At 65.3% G+C, this 19,065-nt stretch carries 16 protein-coding genes and 1 pseudogene; 8 read left to right on the top strand and 9 right to left on the bottom strand.

Annotation, left to right across the window (positions count from 1 at the left end):
• The first annotated feature begins 656 nt into the window (after nucleotides 1–656).
• On the top strand, nucleotides 657–1,274 hold the full coding sequence (locus VMJ11_RS03125) for a hypothetical protein (RefSeq protein WP_325616794.1): 618 nt from the start codon (nucleotides 657–659) through the stop codon (nucleotides 1,272–1,274).
• A gap of 120 nt (nucleotides 1,275–1,394) precedes the next feature.
• Here the strand turns inward: VMJ11_RS03125 and gabD are convergent, their stop codons facing one another.
• Both gabD and gabT read right to left on the bottom strand, forming a co-directional pair.
• The gene (gene gabD, locus VMJ11_RS03120; RefSeq protein ID WP_325616792.1) at nucleotides 1,395–2,846 is read right to left on the bottom strand and encodes an NADP-dependent succinate-semialdehyde dehydrogenase; all 1,452 of its coding nucleotides are present in this window, start codon (nucleotides 2,844–2,846) and stop codon (nucleotides 1,395–1,397) included.
• 151 nt (nucleotides 2,847–2,997) lie between these two features.
• On the bottom strand, nucleotides 2,998–4,290 hold the full coding sequence (gene gabT, locus VMJ11_RS03115; protein WP_325616798.1) for a 4-aminobutyrate--2-oxoglutarate transaminase: 1,293 nt from the start codon (nucleotides 4,288–4,290) through the stop codon (nucleotides 2,998–3,000).
• Between the two features lie 125 nt (nucleotides 4,291–4,415).
• On the opposite strand from gabT, the gene VMJ11_RS03110 reads away from it, so the two are divergent.
• A complete protein-coding gene (locus VMJ11_RS03110; protein ID WP_325616790.1) occupies nucleotides 4,416–6,101 on the top strand; it encodes a PLP-dependent aminotransferase family protein in 1,686 nt (561 codons plus the stop codon).
• Between the two features lie 56 nt (nucleotides 6,102–6,157).
• Here VMJ11_RS03110 and VMJ11_RS03105 read toward each other — a convergent pair whose 3' ends face one another.
• The 4 genes from VMJ11_RS03105 to phnC form a co-directional block, all read right to left on the bottom strand.
• Nucleotides 6,158–6,994, bottom strand: coding sequence for an EamA family transporter (locus VMJ11_RS03105; RefSeq protein ID WP_325616788.1), 837 nt, complete (start codon nucleotides 6,992–6,994; stop codon nucleotides 6,158–6,160).
• Between the two features lie 262 nt (nucleotides 6,995–7,256).
• Nucleotides 7,257–8,099, bottom strand: coding sequence for a phosphonate ABC transporter, permease protein PhnE (phnE, locus tag VMJ11_RS03100; protein ID WP_325616796.1), 843 nt, complete (start codon nucleotides 8,097–8,099; stop codon nucleotides 7,257–7,259).
• A 101-nt stretch (nucleotides 8,100–8,200) separates the two neighbouring features.
• Nucleotides 8,201–9,187 carry a phosphonate ABC transporter substrate-binding protein gene (gene phnD / locus VMJ11_RS03095; RefSeq protein ID WP_325616786.1) on the bottom strand — a complete coding sequence of 329 codons (987 nt, stop codon included), beginning with the start codon at nucleotides 9,185–9,187 and terminating at the stop codon, nucleotides 8,201–8,203.
• A gap of 53 nt (nucleotides 9,188–9,240) precedes the next feature.
• Entirely contained in the window at nucleotides 9,241–10,068 is an 828-nt protein-coding gene (phnC, locus tag VMJ11_RS03090) for a phosphonate ABC transporter ATP-binding protein (RefSeq protein ID WP_325616784.1), read from the bottom strand.
• 322 nt (nucleotides 10,069–10,390) lie between these two features.
• Between phnC and VMJ11_RS03085 the strand changes: the two genes are divergently transcribed.
• The 4 genes from VMJ11_RS03085 (at nucleotide 10,391) to VMJ11_RS03070 (ending at nucleotide 14,268) form a co-directional block, all read left to right on the top strand.
• Nucleotides 10,391–11,425 carry a M14 family zinc carboxypeptidase gene (locus VMJ11_RS03085; RefSeq protein ID WP_325616782.1) on the top strand — a complete coding sequence of 345 codons (1,035 nt, stop codon included), beginning with the start codon at nucleotides 10,391–10,393 and terminating at the stop codon, nucleotides 11,423–11,425.
• Nucleotides 11,422–12,195: an alpha/beta hydrolase gene (locus VMJ11_RS03080; protein WP_325616780.1), complete on the top strand. Its 774-nt coding sequence runs from the start codon at nucleotides 11,422–11,424 to the stop codon at nucleotides 12,193–12,195. Before VMJ11_RS03085 ends, VMJ11_RS03080 begins: the two co-directional genes overlap by 4 nt.
• A 103-nt stretch (nucleotides 12,196–12,298) precedes the next feature.
• Complete coding sequence (gene selD, locus VMJ11_RS03075) at nucleotides 12,299–13,366, top strand: selenide, water dikinase SelD (protein ID WP_325616778.1); 1,068 nt, start codon at nucleotides 12,299–12,301, stop codon at nucleotides 13,364–13,366.
• Entirely contained in the window at nucleotides 13,363–14,268 is a 906-nt protein-coding gene (locus tag VMJ11_RS03070) for a cation diffusion facilitator family transporter (RefSeq protein ID WP_325616776.1), read from the top strand. The genes selD and VMJ11_RS03070 overlap by 4 nt, the downstream gene beginning before the upstream one ends.
• A gap of 213 nt (nucleotides 14,269–14,481) precedes the next feature.
• On the opposite strand, the gene VMJ11_RS03065 is transcribed toward VMJ11_RS03070, so the two are convergent.
• Both VMJ11_RS03065 and VMJ11_RS03060 read right to left on the bottom strand, forming a co-directional pair.
• On the bottom strand, nucleotides 14,482–14,757 hold the full coding sequence (locus VMJ11_RS03065) for a DUF4148 domain-containing protein (protein WP_325616774.1): 276 nt from the start codon (nucleotides 14,755–14,757) through the stop codon (nucleotides 14,482–14,484).
• A 211-nt stretch (nucleotides 14,758–14,968) separates the two neighbouring features.
• A complete protein-coding gene (locus VMJ11_RS03060; protein ID WP_325616772.1) occupies nucleotides 14,969–15,973 on the bottom strand; it encodes a LysR family transcriptional regulator in 1,005 nt (334 codons plus the stop codon).
• Between the two features lie 191 nt (nucleotides 15,974–16,164).
• Between VMJ11_RS03060 and VMJ11_RS03055 the strand changes: the two genes are divergently transcribed.
• The gene (locus VMJ11_RS03055; protein WP_325616770.1) at nucleotides 16,165–17,058 is read left to right on the top strand and encodes an alpha/beta hydrolase; all 894 of its coding nucleotides are present in this window, start codon (nucleotides 16,165–16,167) and stop codon (nucleotides 17,056–17,058) included.
• 78 nt (nucleotides 17,059–17,136) lie between these two features.
• Nucleotides 17,137–18,357: an efflux RND transporter periplasmic adaptor subunit gene (locus VMJ11_RS03050; protein WP_325616768.1), complete on the top strand. Its 1,221-nt coding sequence runs from the start codon at nucleotides 17,137–17,139 to the stop codon at nucleotides 18,355–18,357.
• Between the two features lie 481 nt (nucleotides 18,358–18,838).
• Here the strand turns inward: VMJ11_RS03050 and VMJ11_RS03045 are convergent.
• A pseudogene (locus tag VMJ11_RS03045) lies at nucleotides 18,839–19,065 on the bottom strand (hypothetical protein); the annotation flags it as partial.

The raw sequence follows: 19,065 nt of genomic DNA, 5'->3' as shown, positions 1-19,065 counted from the left end.
ACCCCGCACTCACGCCAGGCGCTTGTGGCGCAAGGGCAAGCTCGCCAGGCCGCAACTGGAATCTCGGGTTAGTGACAAAGCGCTCATTCATCCCACTGCGCGCTACGCGCGTCGCGGTCGGGTATGCGAGGGAAACCGACTGTGCTATTCCCTCTTTCGGGGGACGAGGCGCAACCACTGGTTTTGGTTATGCCCCACGGGGCGCGAAGCGCCGCCGGAGGTATGAGCCCTTTGTCACTCCGGTAGACGGCGAGTGATGCCAGACGCTCCGGCACCACTCCGGTGGTAGGCGAGTGGTGCAAGGCGAGGCACTGGCGGTTTGAGCGGCTTTCTTTTGCCTACTTTTCTTTGCCGCTGCAAAGAAAAGTAGGTGCCGCCCCGCACAGGGGCAACGCTTGCATACCGACGCGAAAACAAGAAAATCCCAACCCACCAAGAACCGCGACAAAAAAAGAAACCATCAACGCAAAAAAAGAAAACAATTCCGCATCCCGCAACAATACCCAGATTCATATAAATTCCCGCGCACAACGCGAAGTTGAGCCGCAACTCCGGACGCATTGCGTCCAGCCTCCGAAACCCACGCGTAGAATCGTCCCGACCTCGGCGCGACGCGCCGAACCCATATCGACCCCGTCTAGAACAGGAGAACGTAAATGAGCAAGCTAGCGATTCTCGCAGCGGCATGCATGATGGGCTTCGGTGTTTCGCATGCAGCGTCGGCGCAAAACGACCAGTCCGCCTCAGTGCCGCAAGATCAATCGGCACTTGCGTCCGAGGCGCAGGCAGTCATCGCCAATGCGCCGCCGGTGCACATCCAGGCGAAGATCGTCGGGATCGACCGAGCAGCACGCGTCGTCACGCTGCGCGGTCCGCGCGGCAACGATGTCGATATCGCGCTCAGCCCGCAAGTCAGCAACTTCGACAAGCTCAACGTAGGCGATACCGTCGACGTGCTCTACAAGAACGCACTGCTCATCACGGCCGACAAGGTCAAAGGCGAGGACGAAGGCATTCGCAAACGCGTCGATACCAACGTCTATCTGCCGGCCTCGTCGGGCTACGACGCCGCGCGTCAGGTCGAAGTGCAGGCCACGGTGCAACATATCAACGCGAAAAAGCGCGAGGTGACGCTGCGCGGCGCGTACCAAACCCTGACGCTCAAGGTCGGGCCCGAAATCGACCTCAAGACCTTAAAGGTCGGCGACACGATCCACGCCGTGTTCGTTTCCGCCTATGCCACGCAAGTGACGACAGTCAGCACAGCCAAGTAAGCACGCGTCGAAGAAGGACACATCAAAAAAGCCGGCGCACCGCGGTATCACCGCAACGCGCCGGCCTCGCGACGAGCCACATGGGCGCCTCGAAAAGGCCCCCATCGTTCGTCTCGCGTCTTACATGCCCGCCATGCACAGGTACTTGATCACAACATAATCGTCCACGCCGTAGTGCGAGCCTTCGCGGCCAAGGCCCGACTGCTTTACGCCGCCGAACGGCGCCACTTCGTTCGAGATCAGGCCGGTATTGATGCCCACCATGCCGTATTCGAGCGCCTCGGCCACGCGCCACACGCGGCCGATGTCGCGGCTGTAGAAGTAGGCAGCGAGCCCGAATTCCGTATCGTTCGCCATCCTGATCACTTCCTCGTCCGACGAGAAACGGAACAGCGGTGCGAGCGGCCCGAACGTTTCGTCGCGCGCAACCTTCATCGCGGGCGTGACGTTCGTCAGAATGGTCGGCTCGAAGAAGCCGTGGCCGAGCGCGTGGCGCTTGCCGCCCGTCGTCACCTGCGCGCCCTTCGCGAGCGCGTCCTCGATGTGCGATTCCACCTTCAGCACGGCCGCTTCGTTGATGAGCGGGCCTTGCGTCACACCGGCCTCGGTACCGAGGCCGACCTTGAGCTTTTCGACCGCGTCGCGCAGCTTCGCGGCGAACGTGTCGTACACGGCGTCATGCACGTAGAAGCGGTTCGTGCACACGCAGGTCTGCCCGCTGTTGCGGTACTTCGAGGCAATGGCGCCTGCTACGGCCGCATCGATATCGGCGTCTTCGAAGACGATGAACGGCGCGTTGCCGCCCAGTTCCAGCGAGACCTTCTTGACCGTCGATGCACACTGGCTCATCAGCAGGCGGCCCACCGGCGTCGAGCCCGTGAACGAGAGTTTGCGCACGGTCGGGTTGCTCGTGAGCTCGCCGCCAATCGCCTTCGGGTCGCCGGTCACCACACTGAAGACGCCGCGCGGCACACCCGCGCGCTCGGCCAGCACGGCCAGCGCGAGCGCCGAGAACGGCGTGGCCTCGGCCGGCTTCAGGACGATCGGGCAGCCCGCTGCGAGCGCAGGGCCGACTTTGCGCGTGATCATCGCGGCCGGGAAGTTCCACGGCGTGATCGCGGCGCACACGCCCACGGGCTCTTTCGTCACGACGATGCGCTTGTCGTTGGCGGGCGTGGGAATCGTGTCGCCATAAATGCGCTTGCCTTCTTCCGCGAACCATTCGAGGAACGAAGCCGCATAGCCGATCTCGCCCTTCGCTTCGGCGAGCGGCTTGCCCTGTTCCGTGGTGAGGATGAGCGCGAGGTCGTCGGCGTTCTCCATCATCAGGTCGTGCCACTTGCGCAGGATGACGCTGCGCTCCTTCGCGGTCTTCGCGCGCCATGCGGGCCACGCGGCATTCGCGGCGGAGATCGCGCGGCGCGTTTCGGCCGCGCCCATGCGCGGCACGGTGCCGATCAGCGCGCCGGTGGCAGGGTTCTTCACTTCGAGCGTGGCGCCGTCTTCGGCGCCTTGCCATTCACCGTTGATATAGGCGTTGGTTTGCAGCAGCGATGCGTCTTTCAGGTTCATGCTTGAACTCCGGACAGGCGTCCCCGTGCGAGGCGGGGGCGCAGAACGACGAACGGCACAGCGGCAAGCGCCGGTGTGCCGTCACGTGGATGGCCCGCGCGCCGCGCGCCGGGCCTGGTTTGCATAAAGGAGCGATGAGGGGCGCCGAGGCTTACGCCGGCACGCCCACTGCTTCCTTGACCGACTCTTCGAGGATCGCGAGCGCTTCGTCGAACACGTTGTCCTGGATCGTCAGCGGGAACAGGAAGCGCACGACGTTCGAGTACACGCCGCAAACGAGCAGCAGCAGGCCGCGATTGAGCGCGGCGGTTTGCACGCGCTTCGTGAAGTCGGCGTCGGCTTCACTCGTGCCGGGCTTGCAGAACTCGACTGCGTTCATGGCACCGGGGCCGCGCACGTCGGCGATCTGCGGCACTTCGGTCTTCATCGCGTTGAGTCGGGCCTTGAGCTTGTCGCCGAGCTTTGTCGCGCGCTCACAGAGCTTTTCTTCTTCGATGATCTCGATCACCGCATGCGCCGATGCGACCGCAAGCGGGTTGCCTGCATAGGTGCCGCCGAGGCCGCCGGGCGCTGGCGCATCCATGACTTCCGCGCGGCCCACCACGCCCGAGAGCGGCATGCCGCCTGCGAGGCTCTTGGCGATCGTCATGAGGTCCGGCGCCACGTCGTAGTGCTCCATCGCGAACAGCTTGCCGGTGCGTGCGAAGCCCGTCTGCACTTCGTCGGCGATCAGCAGGATGCCGTGCGTGTCGCAGATCTTGCGCAGGCCGCGCACGAAGTCGGCCGGTGCCTGGTAGAAGCCGCCTTCGCCCTGAACCGGTTCGAAGATGATCGCGGCAACGCGCTTCGGATCGATGTCGGCCTTGAACAGCATCTCGATGTGCTTGAGCGAATCAGCCGTGCTGATGCCGTGGACCGAGTTGGGGTACGGGGCGTGGTAGACGTCGGCCGGGAACGGGCCGAACGCGAGCTTGTACGGGGCGACCTTGCCGGTCAGCGCCATGCCCATCAACGTGCGGCCATGGAAGCCGCCCGCGAAGGCGATGACACCCGGGCGGCCGGTATGGGCGCGCGCGATCTTCACGGCGTTTTCGACGGCTTCAGCGCCGGTCGTGAAGAACGCGGCCTTCTTGGCGAAGCTGCCCGGCGCGCGCCTGGCGATCTTCTCGGCCAGCGAGACATACGACTCGTAGGGAACGATCTGGTAGGCGGTGTGCGTGAAGCGCTCGAGCTGTTCCTTGATCGCGGCCACGATCTTCGGATGGCGGTGGCCCGTGTTGCACACGGCGATGCCAGCTGCGAAGTCGATGAAGCGGCGGCCTTCCACGTCCCACAGCTCCGCGTTCTCGGCGCGCTCGGCGTAGAAGTTGCACATCACGCCCACGCCGCGCGGGGTAATGGCGTCCTTGCGGCTCAGCAGATCGGCGTTCTTGCTCACGTTCATCTCCTTCGGAATCAGTCGGTTCTCGGATTGGTTGGCGGACCAGCAGGCAGTCCATGTCGCGACTATACTCACGTTTGGCTCTAAATTTCAGAGCCATTCAGATAAATTCATAGGAGCCAATTTCGATGCGTGCGAGTGTCCTGTCAGACTGGCTGGCCCAACGGCTCGAGCGCGGGAGCGGTCAGCCGGTCTACCGGCAGCTGCACAAGCTGCTGCAGCAGGCCATCCTTTCGCGCGAATTGCCGGCCGGGGCGCGGGTGCCGTCGTCGCGGCTGCTGGCGGCCGAACTGGGCATTGCGCGCAATACCGTCACGCAGGTCTACGAGCAATTGGTGCTCGAAGGCTATGTGACTTCGGCGACAGGGCGCGGAACCTTCGTGGCCGATACGTCGCCGGACGAGATCGTCGGGGCCGCGGAAATTGGCTCTGTGAAAATGGCAAAAAACGTAGGCAAGGTAGGGCCAATACTAACGCTGCAGTCGGATCGAATCGCAACTAACAGCCAAGACCTGCGCGCCGACGGAGCGTTGACCGAAGGCACGGGCGGCGCCGGCGCGACGATAGGGGGTGCCGCCACGACGACGCCCGCGCGCGGGCAGCAGGCCGACTCCATCGCCCCTGCACACCCGCAGCGTGCGACGGCTCGCGCGCTCTCCGCGCGCGGCGCGCGCCTGATCGCGGGCGCGGGCGTTTCGAAGCGCCAGGGAGGCGCCTTCATGCCCGGGGTGCCCGATGTCTCGCGTTTCCCGGCGCGCGTCTGGACGCGCCTGCACAACAAGTACTGGCGCCGCCTGCGCCCCGACCTGCTGACCTACGCGCCCGGCGGCGGCCTCGCGCTGCTGCGCCACGTGCTGGCCGACTATCTGCGCACGTCGCGCTCGGTGCGCTGCTCGCCGGAGCAGATCATCATCACGACGGGCATTCACCAGTCGGTGGACCTTGCCGTGCGTCTGCTTTCCGACCCCGGCGACACCATCTGGACCGAGGACCCGTGCTACTGGGGCGTGCGCAGCGTGCTGCACGTCTCGGGCCTCGATGCGCGCCCGATCGCCGTGGACAGCGAAGGGCTCAACCCGTCGCCCGCCGACTTCGCCGCGCCGCCGCCGCGGCTAATACTCGTCACGCCTTCGCATCAATATCCGCTCGGTATGGTGATGAGCCTCGCGCGCCGCCGCATGCTGCTCGAGTACGCGCGCCAGCATCAGTGCTGGATCATCGAGGACGATTACGACAGCGAGTTCCGCTACGGCAGCCGCCCTCTCGCGTCATTGCAGGGGCTCGATACGGCGGGGCAGGTGATCTACGTGGGGAGCTTCGGCAAGACGCTGTTTCCGGGCTTGCGCGTGGGCTATCTCGTCGCGCCGGAAGCGCTGGCGGAAAGCTTCGCGACCGCGAGCGCCGAGCTTTACCGCGAGGGCCAATTGCTGCAGCAGGCCGTGCTCGCCGAGTTCATCGCCGAAGGGCATTTCACCTCGCATATCCGCAAGATGCGCGCGCTCTACGGCCAGCGTCGCCAGGTGCTGCTCGACGCCGTCGCGCGCCGTTACGGCGACGCGCTGCCCGCCATGGGCGGCGATGCCGGCCTGCACGTCGTGATGCAGCTGCCAGAAGGCAGCGACGACCGCGCGGTGGCCGAGGCCGCGCTCGCGCGCAACATCGTCGTGCGGCCGCTTTCGGGGTATTACTCGGCGCGCGAGCGGGCCGCCCCGGGTTTGTTGATCGGCTATGCGTGCGTGCCCGACGAGGAAATCGCGCCGGCGTTCGAGACGCTCGCCGAGGCCATCGACACGACCTTGCCGGCGTTAGCGTGAGCCGTGCCGTGCCGTGCCGTGCCTTGCGGTGCGGGGGCTCGTCACGCCGCATAGCGTCACAGCCGGATCAGCACCGCCCCGCAGGTCACGAGCGCGCACGCCACCATGCGGCGCGTGGTGAGCTTCTCGTTCATGAAGAGCCAGCCGATCAGCACGGCGAAGATCGACGAGAGCTCGCGCAGCGCGGACACCATCGCGATAGGCAAGAAGCGGAACGCCTCGATCACTAGACAGTAGGCCGTGAGCGCGAGCACGCCGGCGAGCATGCCGCGCGCGACCGCCGACTTTGACGTGAACATCTGCGCCACGCCGCCGCGCAGCTTGCAGACCACGAGAAACTGCGGAATGTTCCAGAGCAGGTACACCCACATGATGTAGCTGAGCGCGTTGCCGGCAAGGCGCGCGCCGAGCCCGTCGATGACGGAGTACATCGCGATGAAAAGGCCCGTGAGCAGCGCATACGGCACGCTCTCGCCTGAAAAGCGCATGCCGCGGCGGAAGGCGAGCGACATGATGCCGAGCGAGACGAGCGCGACGCCCGTCGCCGCGAGCGCGTGCAGGTCTTCGCCCGCGAACACGAGCGCGCCGACGAACACGAGCAGCGGGGAGAGCCCGCGCGCGATCGGGTAGATCTGCCCGAAATCGCCGCTGCGATAGGCGCGGATCAGCGTGAAGCAATACGCGAACTCCAGTACCACAGAAGCCGCGATGTACGGCCAGCTTGCCTGCGCGGGCAGCGGCAGCACGCACACGCCGATCGCGCTCACGGCAAGGTACGGCACCGAGAACATGCCGAGCAGCCAGAGGCGGTCGCCCGAGAGATGAAGGAAGGCGTTCCAGCTCGCGTGCATGAGCGCCGAAAGCAGGACCAGCAGGACGACGAAGCTAGCCATCGGGGTTGCGAATCGAACGGGTTGGAAGAGGGGCGGGCCGTTGCAGCCGCAAGAAAGTGATTATTCCACCGAATCCGCACAATTGCCACAAATCGCCACAAATTGCCAGAAAAAGGGGATGGCGCGAGCCGTTTTATAAGCGTTCGGTTATGGCTCGCGCGACGGGATACGCGCAAAGCGTTCGGTTATGGCTCGCGCGACAGGATACGCGCAGAACGAGGACGCAACGCCCGAACGCTGCGTCGCATTACGTCAGATCACGTCAGATCACGCGTGCGCGCAGCCGCGCGGAGATGAGATCGATGGCCGTGACCACGGCGATCACCATGATGAGGACGGCGCAGGTTTGCGGGTAGTCGAACGAGCGGATCTCCTCGTACAGCACGACGCCGATGCCGCCCGCGCCCACCATGCCCACCACCATCGCCGAGCGCACGTTCGACTCAAAGCGGTAGAGCGCGTACGAGATCCACAGCGGCATGACCTGGGGCAGCACACCGTAGATGATCTCGTCGAGCGGCGAGGCGCCCGTGGCGCGCACGCCTTCCACGGGGCGCGGATCAATGGCCTCGACGGCTTCCGCGAACAGCTTCGCGAGCACGCCCGTGGTGTGGACCCACAAGGCGAGCACGCCGGCGAACGGCCCGAGCCCCACGGCGACGATGAACAGCATGGCGAACACCATCTCGTTGATGGCGCGGCAGGCGTCCATCAATCGGCGCATGGGGTGCAGGACCCAGTTGGGCGCGAGATTGTGCGCCGACATCAACCCGCACGGCACCGCGCAGACGATGGCGAGCGCCGTGCCCCACAGCGCGACCGCCAGCGTCACCCACATTTCCTGCACGTAGGTGCGCCATTCCGTGAAGTCGGGCGGGAAGAAGCCGCGCGCAAACGTGCCCATGTTCGCGGAGTCGGAGAAGAGGTCGAGCGGACGCATGTCGGCGCCCCGCCAGGCCACGCCGAGCAGCACGAAGACGATGGCCCAGAGCACGAGCGACGACCAGCTGCGTTTGCCGGCGTGTACGCCCGGTGCTGGGCCAGGCGCGGCATGGCGCGCTGCCGGCTGTGGCGCGGCGGCGGCGGCCGGAGCCGCCGGGGCCATCGTGGCTACCGGAGCCACCGGAGCCACCGCCGCTGCACCGGCGTGCCCCGTGCCTTCGCCGTGCGGTGCTGCGCGTGAGCTGTCGAAATCCATCGCGCCCATTACTGTTTCGCGGAGGAAGCGAGCGCGCCGATCTTCGCGTCGATGGCCGCGATCTGGCTTTTGCGGTCTTCGTCGGAGAGATGGGTGTCGGCGGCGATCTTCTCTTTCTGCTGGAACAGCGCGATCTGGCGGATCGGCAGCAGCTGCTCGTCGGTGGCGGGCGCGAAGCCTGCGTAGCCGGTGATGTCGGCCATGATCTTCTTCTCGCGCGGGTCGGTCTTCGCGTAGTGATAGAAGAAGTCGCGCAGCTTCTGCTTGGTCGCTTCAGGCAGGTCCTTGCGGTACACGAGCGGGTCGGACGCGATGAGCGGCGAGGTCCACAGCACGCGCACCTGGGCGAAACGGTCCGGGTGCTTCTGCTGGAGCGTGGAGAGCTCGATGGTGTTGTTGGTGGCGATGTCCACCTTGTTGTTCACCACGGCGAGCAGGTTCGCTTCATGGCTCGAAGGCAGCACGGTCTTGAAGTTCGACCCGTTCACCGAAACGCCGTGCTGCGCGAAAAGGTAGTAGCCCGGAATGAGCGTGCCCGAGGTCGAGTTGGGGTCGCCCCAGCCGAGCGTGAGATCCTTAGTATTCTTGAACACATCGTCGAGCGTCTTCACGCGGCTGTTTACGTTCGTGATGAGCACCGACTTGTAGCCCGTGTCGCCGTTCGTGTAGAGCACCTTTGCGAAGATTTCGCCATTCGAGCGGTCCACGGCTTGCATCGCGGAAGCGTTGCCGAAATAGCCGATCTGCACCTTGTTGAAGCGCATCGCTTCGATGATGCCCGAGTAGTCGGTGGCGAAGAACGCCTTCACGTTCAGGCCGGTCTGGTGGTTCAGGTCGTCGATGAACGGCTGCCAGCGTTGCTTGAGCACTGCTGAAGAATCCGTCGAGATGATGCCGAAGTTGAGGTCTTCCGCGTGAGCGGTCGCGGCGCCGAGCGAGGCGAACGCAACGGTGCCGGCGGCACACCAGGAGAGCATGGAGCGAAGCAGTTTCATGTGGGGCGGTCCTTGGTGAGAGGAAACGTTACGGGTTGAGGGGGGATGTTTGTTCAGGCCGCGCGCGGCTGTGCGCCGAAGCGCGGGGCAGCGGGCGCCGCGGCATCGGGTTCGAGCAGTTCGCGCGCCGCGGCGCCGTAGAGCTGTTGCAGCAGGGCGGGCGTGAGCGCGGACGAAGGGCCGTCGTACACCACGCGCCCATCGCGCAGCGCGACGGTGCGCGGGCAATACTGCATGGCGATGTCCACCTGGTGCAGCGAAACGACCACCGTGAGGCCGTGATCGCGGTTCAGCATGCGCAGCATGTCCATGACGCGGCGCGACGATTCGGGGTCGAGCGAGGCGATCGGTTCGTCGGCGAGAATGAGGCGCGCGCGCTGCACGAGCGCGCGTGCGAGCGCCGCACGCTGCTGCTGGCCGCCCGAGAGATTCGCGGCGCGTTCCGCGGCCTTGTGGGCGATGCCCACTTCGCCGAGCGCCGCGAGCATCAACTCGCGCTCGGCGCGCGGAAAGCGGCCCGTGAGGCGGCGCCACAGCGGCAGCCGCGAAAGCGCGCCGATCAGCACGTTGGTTTCGACCGTGAGGCGATTCACGAGGTTGAACTGCTGGAACACGAAGCCGATGTCGCGGCGAATGCGGCGCACCTCGCGCACGATGCGCCCGTCCTGCTGGATCGGACGGCCGAGAATGTCGATGCGCGAAGGCTGCGGGTCGGAAGCCGTGAAGCCCGCGATATGACGCAGCAGCGTCGATTTGCCCGAGCCCGATGCGCCGATCAGCGCGACCATCTCGCCCTCGCCGATGCGCAGGTTGATTTCGTCGAGCGCTTTGCGGTCACGGTCGAAGCTTTTCGAGAGGCGCTCGATGCGTATGGCGTCCATAACAATCCGTCGCAGGTGAAGTCGAGGGCTCATTCTAGGAAGCGACTGTGACGGTTGAGTGAAGGCATCGCGACGTCTAGACGACTACACGTCTCGCACGCTGTTGACCGGGAAAATCGACACGCGTGATGTGACACGTACATGACGGCAAATATCTGTCACGCGCAATGTCGGCGGAAACGGCTATATTGGGTGGCAACGCATGTGGTGTCCCCGGTTTTGCCGACTTATTGCTGACACAAGCGGCAAGCACCCAGGCAGTTGTAGACAATGTGGCCGCGCGTAACGGCCCCGATCCGAACGAGCGACGAATCCCGGCGCCATGCAGGCACTGAGCTTCCTACCCGACAGCTTCGCGGAATACGAGGACCTCAAGGCGATCCTCGATGCCGGCGCACGCTGGTTCGATATCCGCAGCGAGGGCGAAATCGAGGTCCGCGGCCGCGCGTTTCCGCTCCACGTGGCGGCGATCGGTTCGCGCGATCCCGCGGCGCCCGGCATCGGTTTTTTCGGCGGCATTCACGGGCTCGAGCGCATCGGCTCGCAACTCGTGCTCGACTACATGCGCGCGCTGCTGGGGCGTCTTGCGTGGGACGAGCTGCTCATGCGCCAGCTCGAATCCGTGCGTATCGTGTTCGTGCCCATCCTCAATCCCGGCGGCATGTGGCTCGCCACGCGCGCGAACCCGAACGGCGTGGACCTCATGCGTAACGCGCCGCAGGACGCCGACGAGCACGTGCCCTTTCTCGCGGGCGGCCAGCGCGTCGGCTCCTGGCTGCCGTGGTATCGCGGCAGGCGCGGGGCGCCCATGGAGATCGAGGCGAAGGCGCTGCTGAAGATCGTCGACGAAGAACTCTCGTGCCGGCCGCTCTCGTTCGCACTCGACTGCCATTCTGGCTACGGCTGGAGCGACAGCATCTGGTTTCCGTACGCGCGCACGCGCCGGCTCATGCGCCACTTGCCCGAAATGTACGTACTCAAGACGATGTTCGAGCGCGCGCATCCGCATCACGGCTATACCTTCGAGCCGCAGAGCCATCAGTATCTGCTGCATGGCGACCTGTGGGATTGCGCATACGATCGCGCGCCTGCCGAGAACATCTTCCTGCCGCTCACGCTCGAGCTGGGCTCGTGGTTGTGGATCAAGAAGAACCCTCGGCAGCTCTTCTCGCGCCAGGGCATGTTCAATCCGGTGATGCAGCATCGCACGGCGCGTGTCTTGCGTCGGCATGCGAACCTGTTCGAGTTCCTCACGCGCGCCGCGTACTCGGCGCCGCGCTGGCTGCCCGAGGGCGTGACGCGCGAGCAGGTGCTGCAAAGCGCGATCGGGCACTGGTATCGCAGGCCGGGCGCATGAGCGAACCGTGGATCCTGCTGCGTGGGCTCACGCGCGAGTCGCGGCACTGGGGCGCGTTCGCAACGCTGCTCGCCGCGCGCGACGGCGTTCTGCCCATCGACCTGCCGGGCAATGGCGCGCAAGTGCATACGCGCTCGCCGCTCGCGGTCGATGCCTACGTGGACGCGCTGCGCGCCGAGGCGCGGCGACGCGGCGCGCGCGCGCCGTACCGCGTGCTGGCGATGTCGCTGGGCGGCATGGTGGCGACTTCGTGGGCGCTGCGCTACCCAGAAGAGATCGAGCGGCTCGTGCTCGTGAATACGAGTATGCGGCCATATAGCCGCATGCCGGAGCGTTTGCGGCCCACCGCCTGGCCCGTGCTCGTACGCGTGGCGCACCACTGGGACGGCCGCGACGCCGAGGGCATTGCCGAAACGCTGATCCACGGCCTCACCTGCGCGCGGCGCGACACGCTCGCGGCGGACCTCGCGACATGGCGCGCGATCCGCGCGAGCGCGGCCGTGAGCCGCGCGAACGCGCTGCGCCAGCTGGCCGCCGCCGCACGCTACACGGTGCGCGACGTGCCGCGCTGCGCGTTGCTCGTGGTGTCGTCGCGCGGCGACCGGCTCGTGAATCCCGTTTGCTCGGCGCGGCTCGCGCGCGCGTGGGGTGCGCCGCACGTTGAGCATCCGTGGGCGGGGCATGACCTGCCTCACGACGATCCCCAATGGCTCGCGGACGCCCTCCACGCGGGCGACGCCACCGCGACGGCCGCCGCCGGGAGCGTCTGAGCAAACCCCGGCACGCGGCAGCCGCCCGCCGCCCGCATCGTCCTGCCGGCGATTGATCCATAATACGAAGCGTCAATCCGGCACTTTCAGGACGATTCCCGACATGAACGACAACAACGCAATCAGCGCCGCTGTGCCGCGCCTCACGAGCCTCTCGCATGGCGGCGGCTGCGGCTGCAAGATCGCGCCGGGCGTGCTCTCGGCGCTGCTCGCGCGCAGCACGCCGCTCACCACCGCGTTTCCGAACCTGCTGGTCGGCACCGAAACTGCCGACGACGCGGCCGTCTACAAGCTCAACGACGAGCAGGCCATCGTCGCGACCACCGACTTCTTCATGCCGATCGTCGACGATCCGTACGACTTCGGCCGCATCGCCGCGACCAACGCGCTCTCGGACGTCTACGCGATGGGCGGCAAGCCGATCCTCGCACTCGCGCTCGTGGGCATGCCCATCAACGTTCTGCCGCACGACGTGATCGCGCAGGTGCTGCGCGGCGGCGAGGACGTGTGCGCGGCAGCGGGCATTCCCGTGGCGGGCGGACATTCGATCGATTCGGTGGAGCCCATCTACGGGCTCGCGGCACTCGGCGTGGTGCATCCTGAGCGCGTGAAGCGCAACGCATCGGCGCGCGCCGGCGACGTGCTCGTGCTCGGCAAGCCGCTCGGTGTGGGCGTGCTCTCGGCGGCGCTCAAGAAGGATCGGCTCGACGACAACGGCTACAAGGCGATGGTGGCCGCCGCGACAATGCTCAACAAGCCGGGCACGGCGCTGGCCGAACTGCCTGGCGTGCACGCGATGACCGACGTGACGGGCTTTGGCCTGCTTGGCCACACGCTCGAAATCGCGCGCGGCGCGAATCTCACGGCACGCGTGCGCTATGCCGACCTGCCTTGGCTGCCGGGCGTGGAGGCCTTCGTGGCCGAGGGCATCTATACGGGCGCATCGGGCCGCAACTGGGCCTCGTACGGCGAGGCCGTGACGCTCGCGCCGAACCTGCCCGAAAGCGCGCGCACGCTGCTCACCGACCCGCAGACCTCGGGCGGCCTGCTCGTTGCCTGCGCGCCGCAGAGCGTGGAAGAGGTGCTGGCGATCTTCCGCGCGCAAGGCTTCGACGACGCACGCGCAATTGGAGAGGTGAGCGAAGGCCCGGCACGCGTCGAGGCCGTATGAGCGGAGAATCGCGCAAAGCCATCTTCTACGCGCTCGCTGCGAACCTCGGCATTGCGATCTGCAAGTACGCGGCCGCGGTATTCACCGGCTCGGGGTCGATGTTCGCCGAAGCGATTCACTCCACCGCCGACTGCGGCAATCAACTGCTGCTGTTGCTCGGGCTGCGCCAGTCGCGCGAACCGCCCTCACCGTTGCACCCGATGGGTTCGGGTCGCGCGATCAACTTCTACGCGCTGCTCGTCGCGCTGTTGCTGTTCTTCGTGGGCGGTGCGTTCTCGGTGTACGAGGGCATTCATCGCCTGATCTTGCGCGAGCCGCTCCAGTTCGTGTATGTGGCGCTAGTGGTGCTCGGCGTTTCCGTCGTGCTCGAGGCGTTTTCGCTCTACGGCGCGATGCGCGAAATCCGCAAGGGCGCGCCCACGAAATCCTTGTGGCGCTGGGCGCGCGAAACACGCGAATCTGATCTGCTCGTCGTGGCCGGCGAAGATATCGCGGCGCTGGCGGGCCTCGCCATCGCATTCGCCGCCGTGCTGGCCACAGTCATCACGGGCAATCCGGTATGGGACGCGTGCGGCTCGATTGGCGTGGGCGTACTGCTCATGCTGATCGCCTGGTTCATCGCGCGCGAAGTGAAGTCGATGATCGTGGGCGAATCGGCGAGCCCGGAAATGCGCCGCGATATCGAGGGGTTCCTGCGCGCGCGGCCCGAAATTCGCGCCATCATCAATCTCATCACGCTGCAGTGGGGCAAGGAAGTCGTGGTCGCGGTGCAGTGCGAGATGATCGACTACGATCACAGCCGCACGATGGTCGAGGCGATCAACGAGATCGAAGCCGCGCTGCAGGCGCGCTTTCCTCTCGTGCGCTGGGTGTTCTTCGAACCGGATTTCGTGAATCGATAAATCCGGACTGCACAATGAGCTGAAATGAGCCAAGGCCCGACGGTTTCGAAGCCGTCGGGCCTTTTCACATCTACACGCGCGCTTCAGTGGCGAAACGGCGTCCACACGGGCGTGGTGTTATCCCAGGTGTCGAGTTCGGACGGTACGGTCTGGTTCATGTCGGACTCCTACGTTTTTCGTCTTGCAGGGGAAATGTCGATGTGCCCTGCAGCCTTATTCGCCAGCTTGCGCGACGCGCGCAGCGGCATTGGCGTGGCTTTCCTGCAGCGCGATGCGTTGCGCCTGGGTGCGGCCGATCAGGCTTTGCTCGGGGTAGCTCGTCTTGTTGAGCGAGGGCAGCGTGCCGTCGCGATAGGCAGCGACGATCTCGGCCTTCACTTCGGCGCGCGTTTTCGGGGCGCTGCTGGCGGTTTGCGCGAAAGCCGATGCGCTCGCCGCGAGTGAGAGAACCAGTGTGGCGCCAATAGCGGTTGCGAGAGTGCGTTTCATGATCTGCTCCTGATTCCTGATATAAGGGCGCCGTGTGTGCGGGCCAGAAGGAGATCCGCTGCGGCGACAGGAGCAAATGTAGTTGCGCGAGCGAGCGCGATAAACAGTCGCAACGCGAAAGGAATTGTCGAAAATCCGGAACAATCGCTGCGCCGCACCCGCAAAAGCCTTGCGGATGCGGCTTGGGAGGGCGGTGAGGCGATGCTGGACGCTATGCGGCCCACTCCGAAATGACGGGCGTTTCGAGGGCTGGTGCGTTCTCGCGCTCTTCAGGCGTGCGCATCGTGCAGGCCTTGTCGAGCGATGCGCGGCCGCTCAAGAGCGGGCAACGGTCGAAGACTTCGGCGATCCAGTCGACGAACACGCGCACTTTCGGTGACAGATGGCGGCTATGCGGATACACAGCCGAGATCGGCATGGGAAGTGGCTTGAAATCGGGCAGCACCTCGACCAGCGCGCCCGACTTCAGGTGCGGCAGCACCATGTAACGTGGCCCCTGAATCAGCCCGAAGCCTTCGATGCCGCACGTCACGTAGGCGTCCGCGTCATTTACCGAGACCATGCTCTTGAGCTTGACCTCGACTTCCTTGCCATCCACGAGAAAGGCCCAGTCGATCACACGCCCCGTGCGCGACGAAAAGTAATTCACGGCGCGATGTTCGGTCAGATCCTCGAGCGTTTGCGGCGTGCCGTGGCGCTCCAGATACGAGGGCGCGGCGCACGACACGCCTTCGAAGAGGCCGATACGCCGCGCGACCAGCGAAGAATCCTGCAGCGCGCCTACGCGCACGACGCAATCCACGCCTTCCTGCAGCAGGTCGACGGGGCGGTCGGTCAGGCCGAGTTGAAGGTCGATATCCGGGTAGCGACCATGGAATTCGCACAGCGAAGGAATCACGATGAGCCGGCCGATCGAGCCGGGCATGTCGATGCGCAACTTGCCGTGCGGCTTGCGGTTGCGATCCTGGAACGTCTGTTCGGTTTCTTCGACGTCCGCGAGAATGCGCACGCAGCGCTCGTAGTATGCGGCGCCGTCGGGCGTGAGCGAGAGACGGCGCGTCGTGCGATGCATGAGGCGCACGCCGAGAAACGCTTCGAGGTTCTGGATGATCGTCGTGACGGAGGCGCGCGGCATGTCGAGCGTTTCGGCTGCGCGCGTGAAGCTGTTGGTATCGACGACGCGGGTGAACACTTGCATGGCCTGAAGGCGGTCCATTGCCATTCTCCAAAAATGCTTCGGCCGCACGGCGCGCGACACTTGAAGGAAAACTCGCGCGCAAAAAAGAACAGAGAGATTGTTCAGGTGCACCGAATTGTGTTGCCGGATTATAGGCATTTATTTGCAAGTTTGCCTAACACACAATTCGCTCCATTCGAATCTACTCTCGGGCATTGCGCCAATTTGACATGGAAGCCTTTAAACGCACGACGTCGTGGATCTCCACCGAGGAAGCGCCGCTAGTCGAAGTCCCCGCGGCACTGCCCACGGTCGCGCCCGCCAACGCAAGCACTGCGCGCGCGCTGCTCACGACCGATGTGACGATAGAAGGCCATGCCCAGCCAATTGCGCTGCGCGTGTACCGCCCGGAAGGCGCGAACGGGCTGCCCGTGCTGCTCTACTTTCACGGCGGGGGCTTCGTGCGAGGGTCGATCGAAGAGGCTCAGGCCGCCGGGCAATTTCTCGCAGAACGCTTACCAGCGCTCGTCGTGAGCGTGGGGTATTCGCTCGCGCCGCAGTACCCGTTTCCGGCCGCGCCTGAAGACGCGCATCGTGCGGCGCTCTGGGCGCTTACACGAGCCCGGGCATTCGGCGGCAACGCCAGGCGCATGATCGCGGCGGGCCACGACGCGGGCGGCCAGATCGCCAACGTGCTCGCCTTCATGGGACGCGATCGCGGCGACGTCCGGCTCGTGGCGCAGGCGCTGTTCGCGCCAATGCTCGACCCGAGCCTCACGCGTCTTGGCGACGCGACGCGGCTCGGCTCGGACATCACCGCGAGCGAGTGCGCCGCGTGTTATCGCGCGTACTTGCCCGAAGCGTCGCAACGCATGCATCCGTACGCGGCGCCGCTCGAATCGGTGCGGCTTGCGGGCTTGCCGCCCACGCTCATCGTGACGGCGCAGAACGACGTGCTGCACATCGAGGCGGAGAAGTACGCGAGCCGCCTGATCGACGCCGGCGTTCGCACCCAGGTGGTGCGCTACCCGAGCGTCTCGCACGCGAATCTCGCGGCGCATCCTGCCGCCTTGAGGGAAGCCGTGCGGTTTTTCCGCTGCTGCTTCGACGCCGGCGCGTCCTGACCACAGCGGCGAAAGCGCTGACGCCACGGTGTTGCCGAGCCAGTGAAGAACAATCAACCATTATTTCTGGAGTCCGACATGTCACTTTTTTCGCAATCCCGTTCACGCATCGCGCTCTCGGTCATCGGCGTGCTTGTCGTCGCGGGGCTGGGCACGCTCGGCGCGATCCGCTTCGATTCGCATGATGCCGTTGCCGCGGAAGCACCGCCCGCGCCGGAGGTCGACGTGGCCGCCGTGTTGAATCGCACGATCACCGACTGGCAGAGCTATTCCGGCCGTATGGCCGCCGTCGAGAAAGTGGAGATACGTCCGCAGGTTTCGGGCACGATCGTTTCGGTGAACTTCCGCGACGGCGCGCTCGTGAACAAAGGCGATACGCTGTTCGTGATCGATCCGCGCCCGTATCAGGCGGCCGTCGATCAGGCCGCTGCGCAGCTTGCCGCCGCGCAGGCGCGCACTGGCTACGCGCAAAGCGACTGGGAGCGCGCACAGCGCCTGATTGGCGACAACGCCATCGCGAAGCGCGATTACGACGAGAAGCAGAACGCCTCGCGCGAAGCGAACGCGAATCTCAAGGCCGCGCAGGCCGCGCTCGAAGCCGCGCAGATCAACCTCGGTTATACGCGCATCGTCGCGCCGGTTTCCGGGCGCGTTTCGCGTGCGGAGATCACGGTGGGCAACGTCGTTTCGGCGGGAGCGAGCGCCGCGCCGCTCACCACGCTCGTTTCCGTTTCGCCCATCTACGCCGAGTTCGACGCCGACGAGCAAACCTACCTCGATTACATCAGCCGCCTGAAGGACGGCTCGAAAGTGCCGGTCGAACTGGGGCTCGCTAACGAAGCAGGTTACTCGCGCACGGGCACGATCGAGTCCGTGGACAACCGCCTCGATACTTCGTCGGGCACGATTCGCGTGCGCGCGCGCTTCGACAACGCCGACGGCGCCCTGGTGCCGGGCCTCTATGCGCGCATCAAGGTGGGCGGCAGCGCGCCGCACCCGGCGCTGCTCGTCGACGATGCCGCCATCGGTACCGATCAGGACAAGAAGTTTGTTTACGTGGTGGACGGCAGCGGCAAGATCGCTTATCGGAACGTGCAGACGGGCGGCCAGCAGGGGAACCTGCGCGTGATTCTCGACGGCCTGAAAGCGGGCGATCACGTTGTGGTGAATGGCACGCAGCGCGTGCGGCCCGGTGAGCTGGTGCGCTCGCACATGGTGCCGATGAACGGCGATCCCGACGCCGGCTCGGCAACCAGCGCCGCCGTGAATGCTGCCACCAAGGTGGCGAAGACGTCCTGACTTTTGTCGTGAGGCGGGGGGCTTTGGTATAGGCTTGTTTTCGCGTCGGTGTGCAAGCGTTGCCCCTGTGCGGGGCGGCACCTACTTTTCTTTGCAGCGGCAAAGAAAAGTAGGCAAAAGAAAGCCGCTCACACCGCGAGTGTTACGCCTGGCATCACATGACCTTTATCGGAGCGGTGCCGGAGCGTCTGGCATCACTGGCCGTTTGCCGGAGTGACAAAGCGCTCTTCCTTCCGGCGGCGCTTCGCGCGCCGTGGGGCATAACCCCAAACCAGTGGTTGGCTCGTCGTTCTTCGAGAAATGAAACAGCACGTTGGTTTCCCTCGCAGACCCGACCGCGACGCGCGTAGCGCGCAGTGGGATGAATGAGCGCTTTGTCACTAACGTGAAGGGTGCGAGGTGACAGACGCCCCGGCACCACTCCGAGTAATGGTAAGTGATGCTAATTGAAGTATTGGCGGTGTGAGCGGCTTTCTTTTGCCTACTTTTCTTTGCCGCCGCAAAGAAAAGTAGGTGCCGCCCCGCACAGGGGCAACGCATGCATACCGACACGAAAGCAAGAAAACACCAAAGCCCCAAGCCCGCGACAAGCAAACCCGAGCAAACCCGAGCAAACCCCAAACACGCACCAGGCGCTCGACGAGCGCCCAGAAAGCGAGCAACCCATGAACATATCGAAATTCTTCATCGACCGGCCGATCTTCGCGG

Origin of the sequence: Paraburkholderia sp. (assembly GCF_035501035.1) — a bacterium.
Taxonomy (GTDB): domain Bacteria; phylum Pseudomonadota; class Gammaproteobacteria; order Burkholderiales; family Burkholderiaceae; genus Paraburkholderia.
The sequence above is the reverse complement of the archived record's forward strand: the minus strand, read 5'-3'. Positions and strand labels throughout refer to the sequence as shown.

Excerpts from the sequence above, each read along its gene's own strand:
- VMJ11_RS03060 (WP_325616772.1), bottom strand. The coding sequence starts at position 15,973 with ATGGACCGCCTTCAGGCCATGCAAGTGTTCACCCGCGTCGTCGATACC.
- VMJ11_RS03055 (WP_325616770.1), top strand. The coding sequence starts at position 16,165 with ATGGAAGCCTTTAAACGCACGACGTCGTGGATCTCCACCGAGGAAGCG.
- VMJ11_RS03125 (WP_325616794.1), top strand. The coding sequence starts at position 657 with ATGAGCAAGCTAGCGATTCTCGCAGCGGCATGCATGATGGGCTTCGGT.
- gabT (WP_325616798.1), bottom strand. The coding sequence starts at position 4,290 with ATGAACGTGAGCAAGAACGCCGATCTGCTGAGCCGCAAGGACGCCATT.
- VMJ11_RS03105 (WP_325616788.1), bottom strand. The coding sequence starts at position 6,994 with ATGGCTAGCTTCGTCGTCCTGCTGGTCCTGCTTTCGGCGCTCATGCAC.
- phnE (WP_325616796.1), bottom strand. The coding sequence starts at position 8,099 with ATGGCCCCGGCGGCTCCGGCCGCCGCCGCCGCGCCACAGCCGGCAGCG.
- VMJ11_RS03050 (WP_325616768.1), top strand. The coding sequence starts at position 17,137 with ATGTCACTTTTTTCGCAATCCCGTTCACGCATCGCGCTCTCGGTCATC.
- VMJ11_RS03085 (WP_325616782.1), top strand. The coding sequence starts at position 10,391 with ATGCAGGCACTGAGCTTCCTACCCGACAGCTTCGCGGAATACGAGGAC.
- phnD (WP_325616786.1), bottom strand. The coding sequence starts at position 9,187 with ATGAAACTGCTTCGCTCCATGCTCTCCTGGTGTGCCGCCGGCACCGTT.
- gabD (WP_325616792.1), bottom strand. The coding sequence starts at position 2,846 with ATGAACCTGAAAGACGCATCGCTGCTGCAAACCAACGCCTATATCAAC.
- VMJ11_RS03110 (WP_325616790.1), top strand. The coding sequence starts at position 4,416 with ATGCGTGCGAGTGTCCTGTCAGACTGGCTGGCCCAACGGCTCGAGCGC.
- VMJ11_RS03070 (WP_325616776.1), top strand. The coding sequence starts at position 13,363 with ATGAGCGGAGAATCGCGCAAAGCCATCTTCTACGCGCTCGCTGCGAAC.
- selD (WP_325616778.1), top strand. The coding sequence starts at position 12,299 with ATGAACGACAACAACGCAATCAGCGCCGCTGTGCCGCGCCTCACGAGC.
- VMJ11_RS03065 (WP_325616774.1), bottom strand. The coding sequence starts at position 14,757 with ATGAAACGCACTCTCGCAACCGCTATTGGCGCCACACTGGTTCTCTCA.
- VMJ11_RS03080 (WP_325616780.1), top strand. The coding sequence starts at position 11,422 with ATGAGCGAACCGTGGATCCTGCTGCGTGGGCTCACGCGCGAGTCGCGG.
- phnC (WP_325616784.1), bottom strand. The coding sequence starts at position 10,068 with ATGGACGCCATACGCATCGAGCGCCTCTCGAAAAGCTTCGACCGTGAC.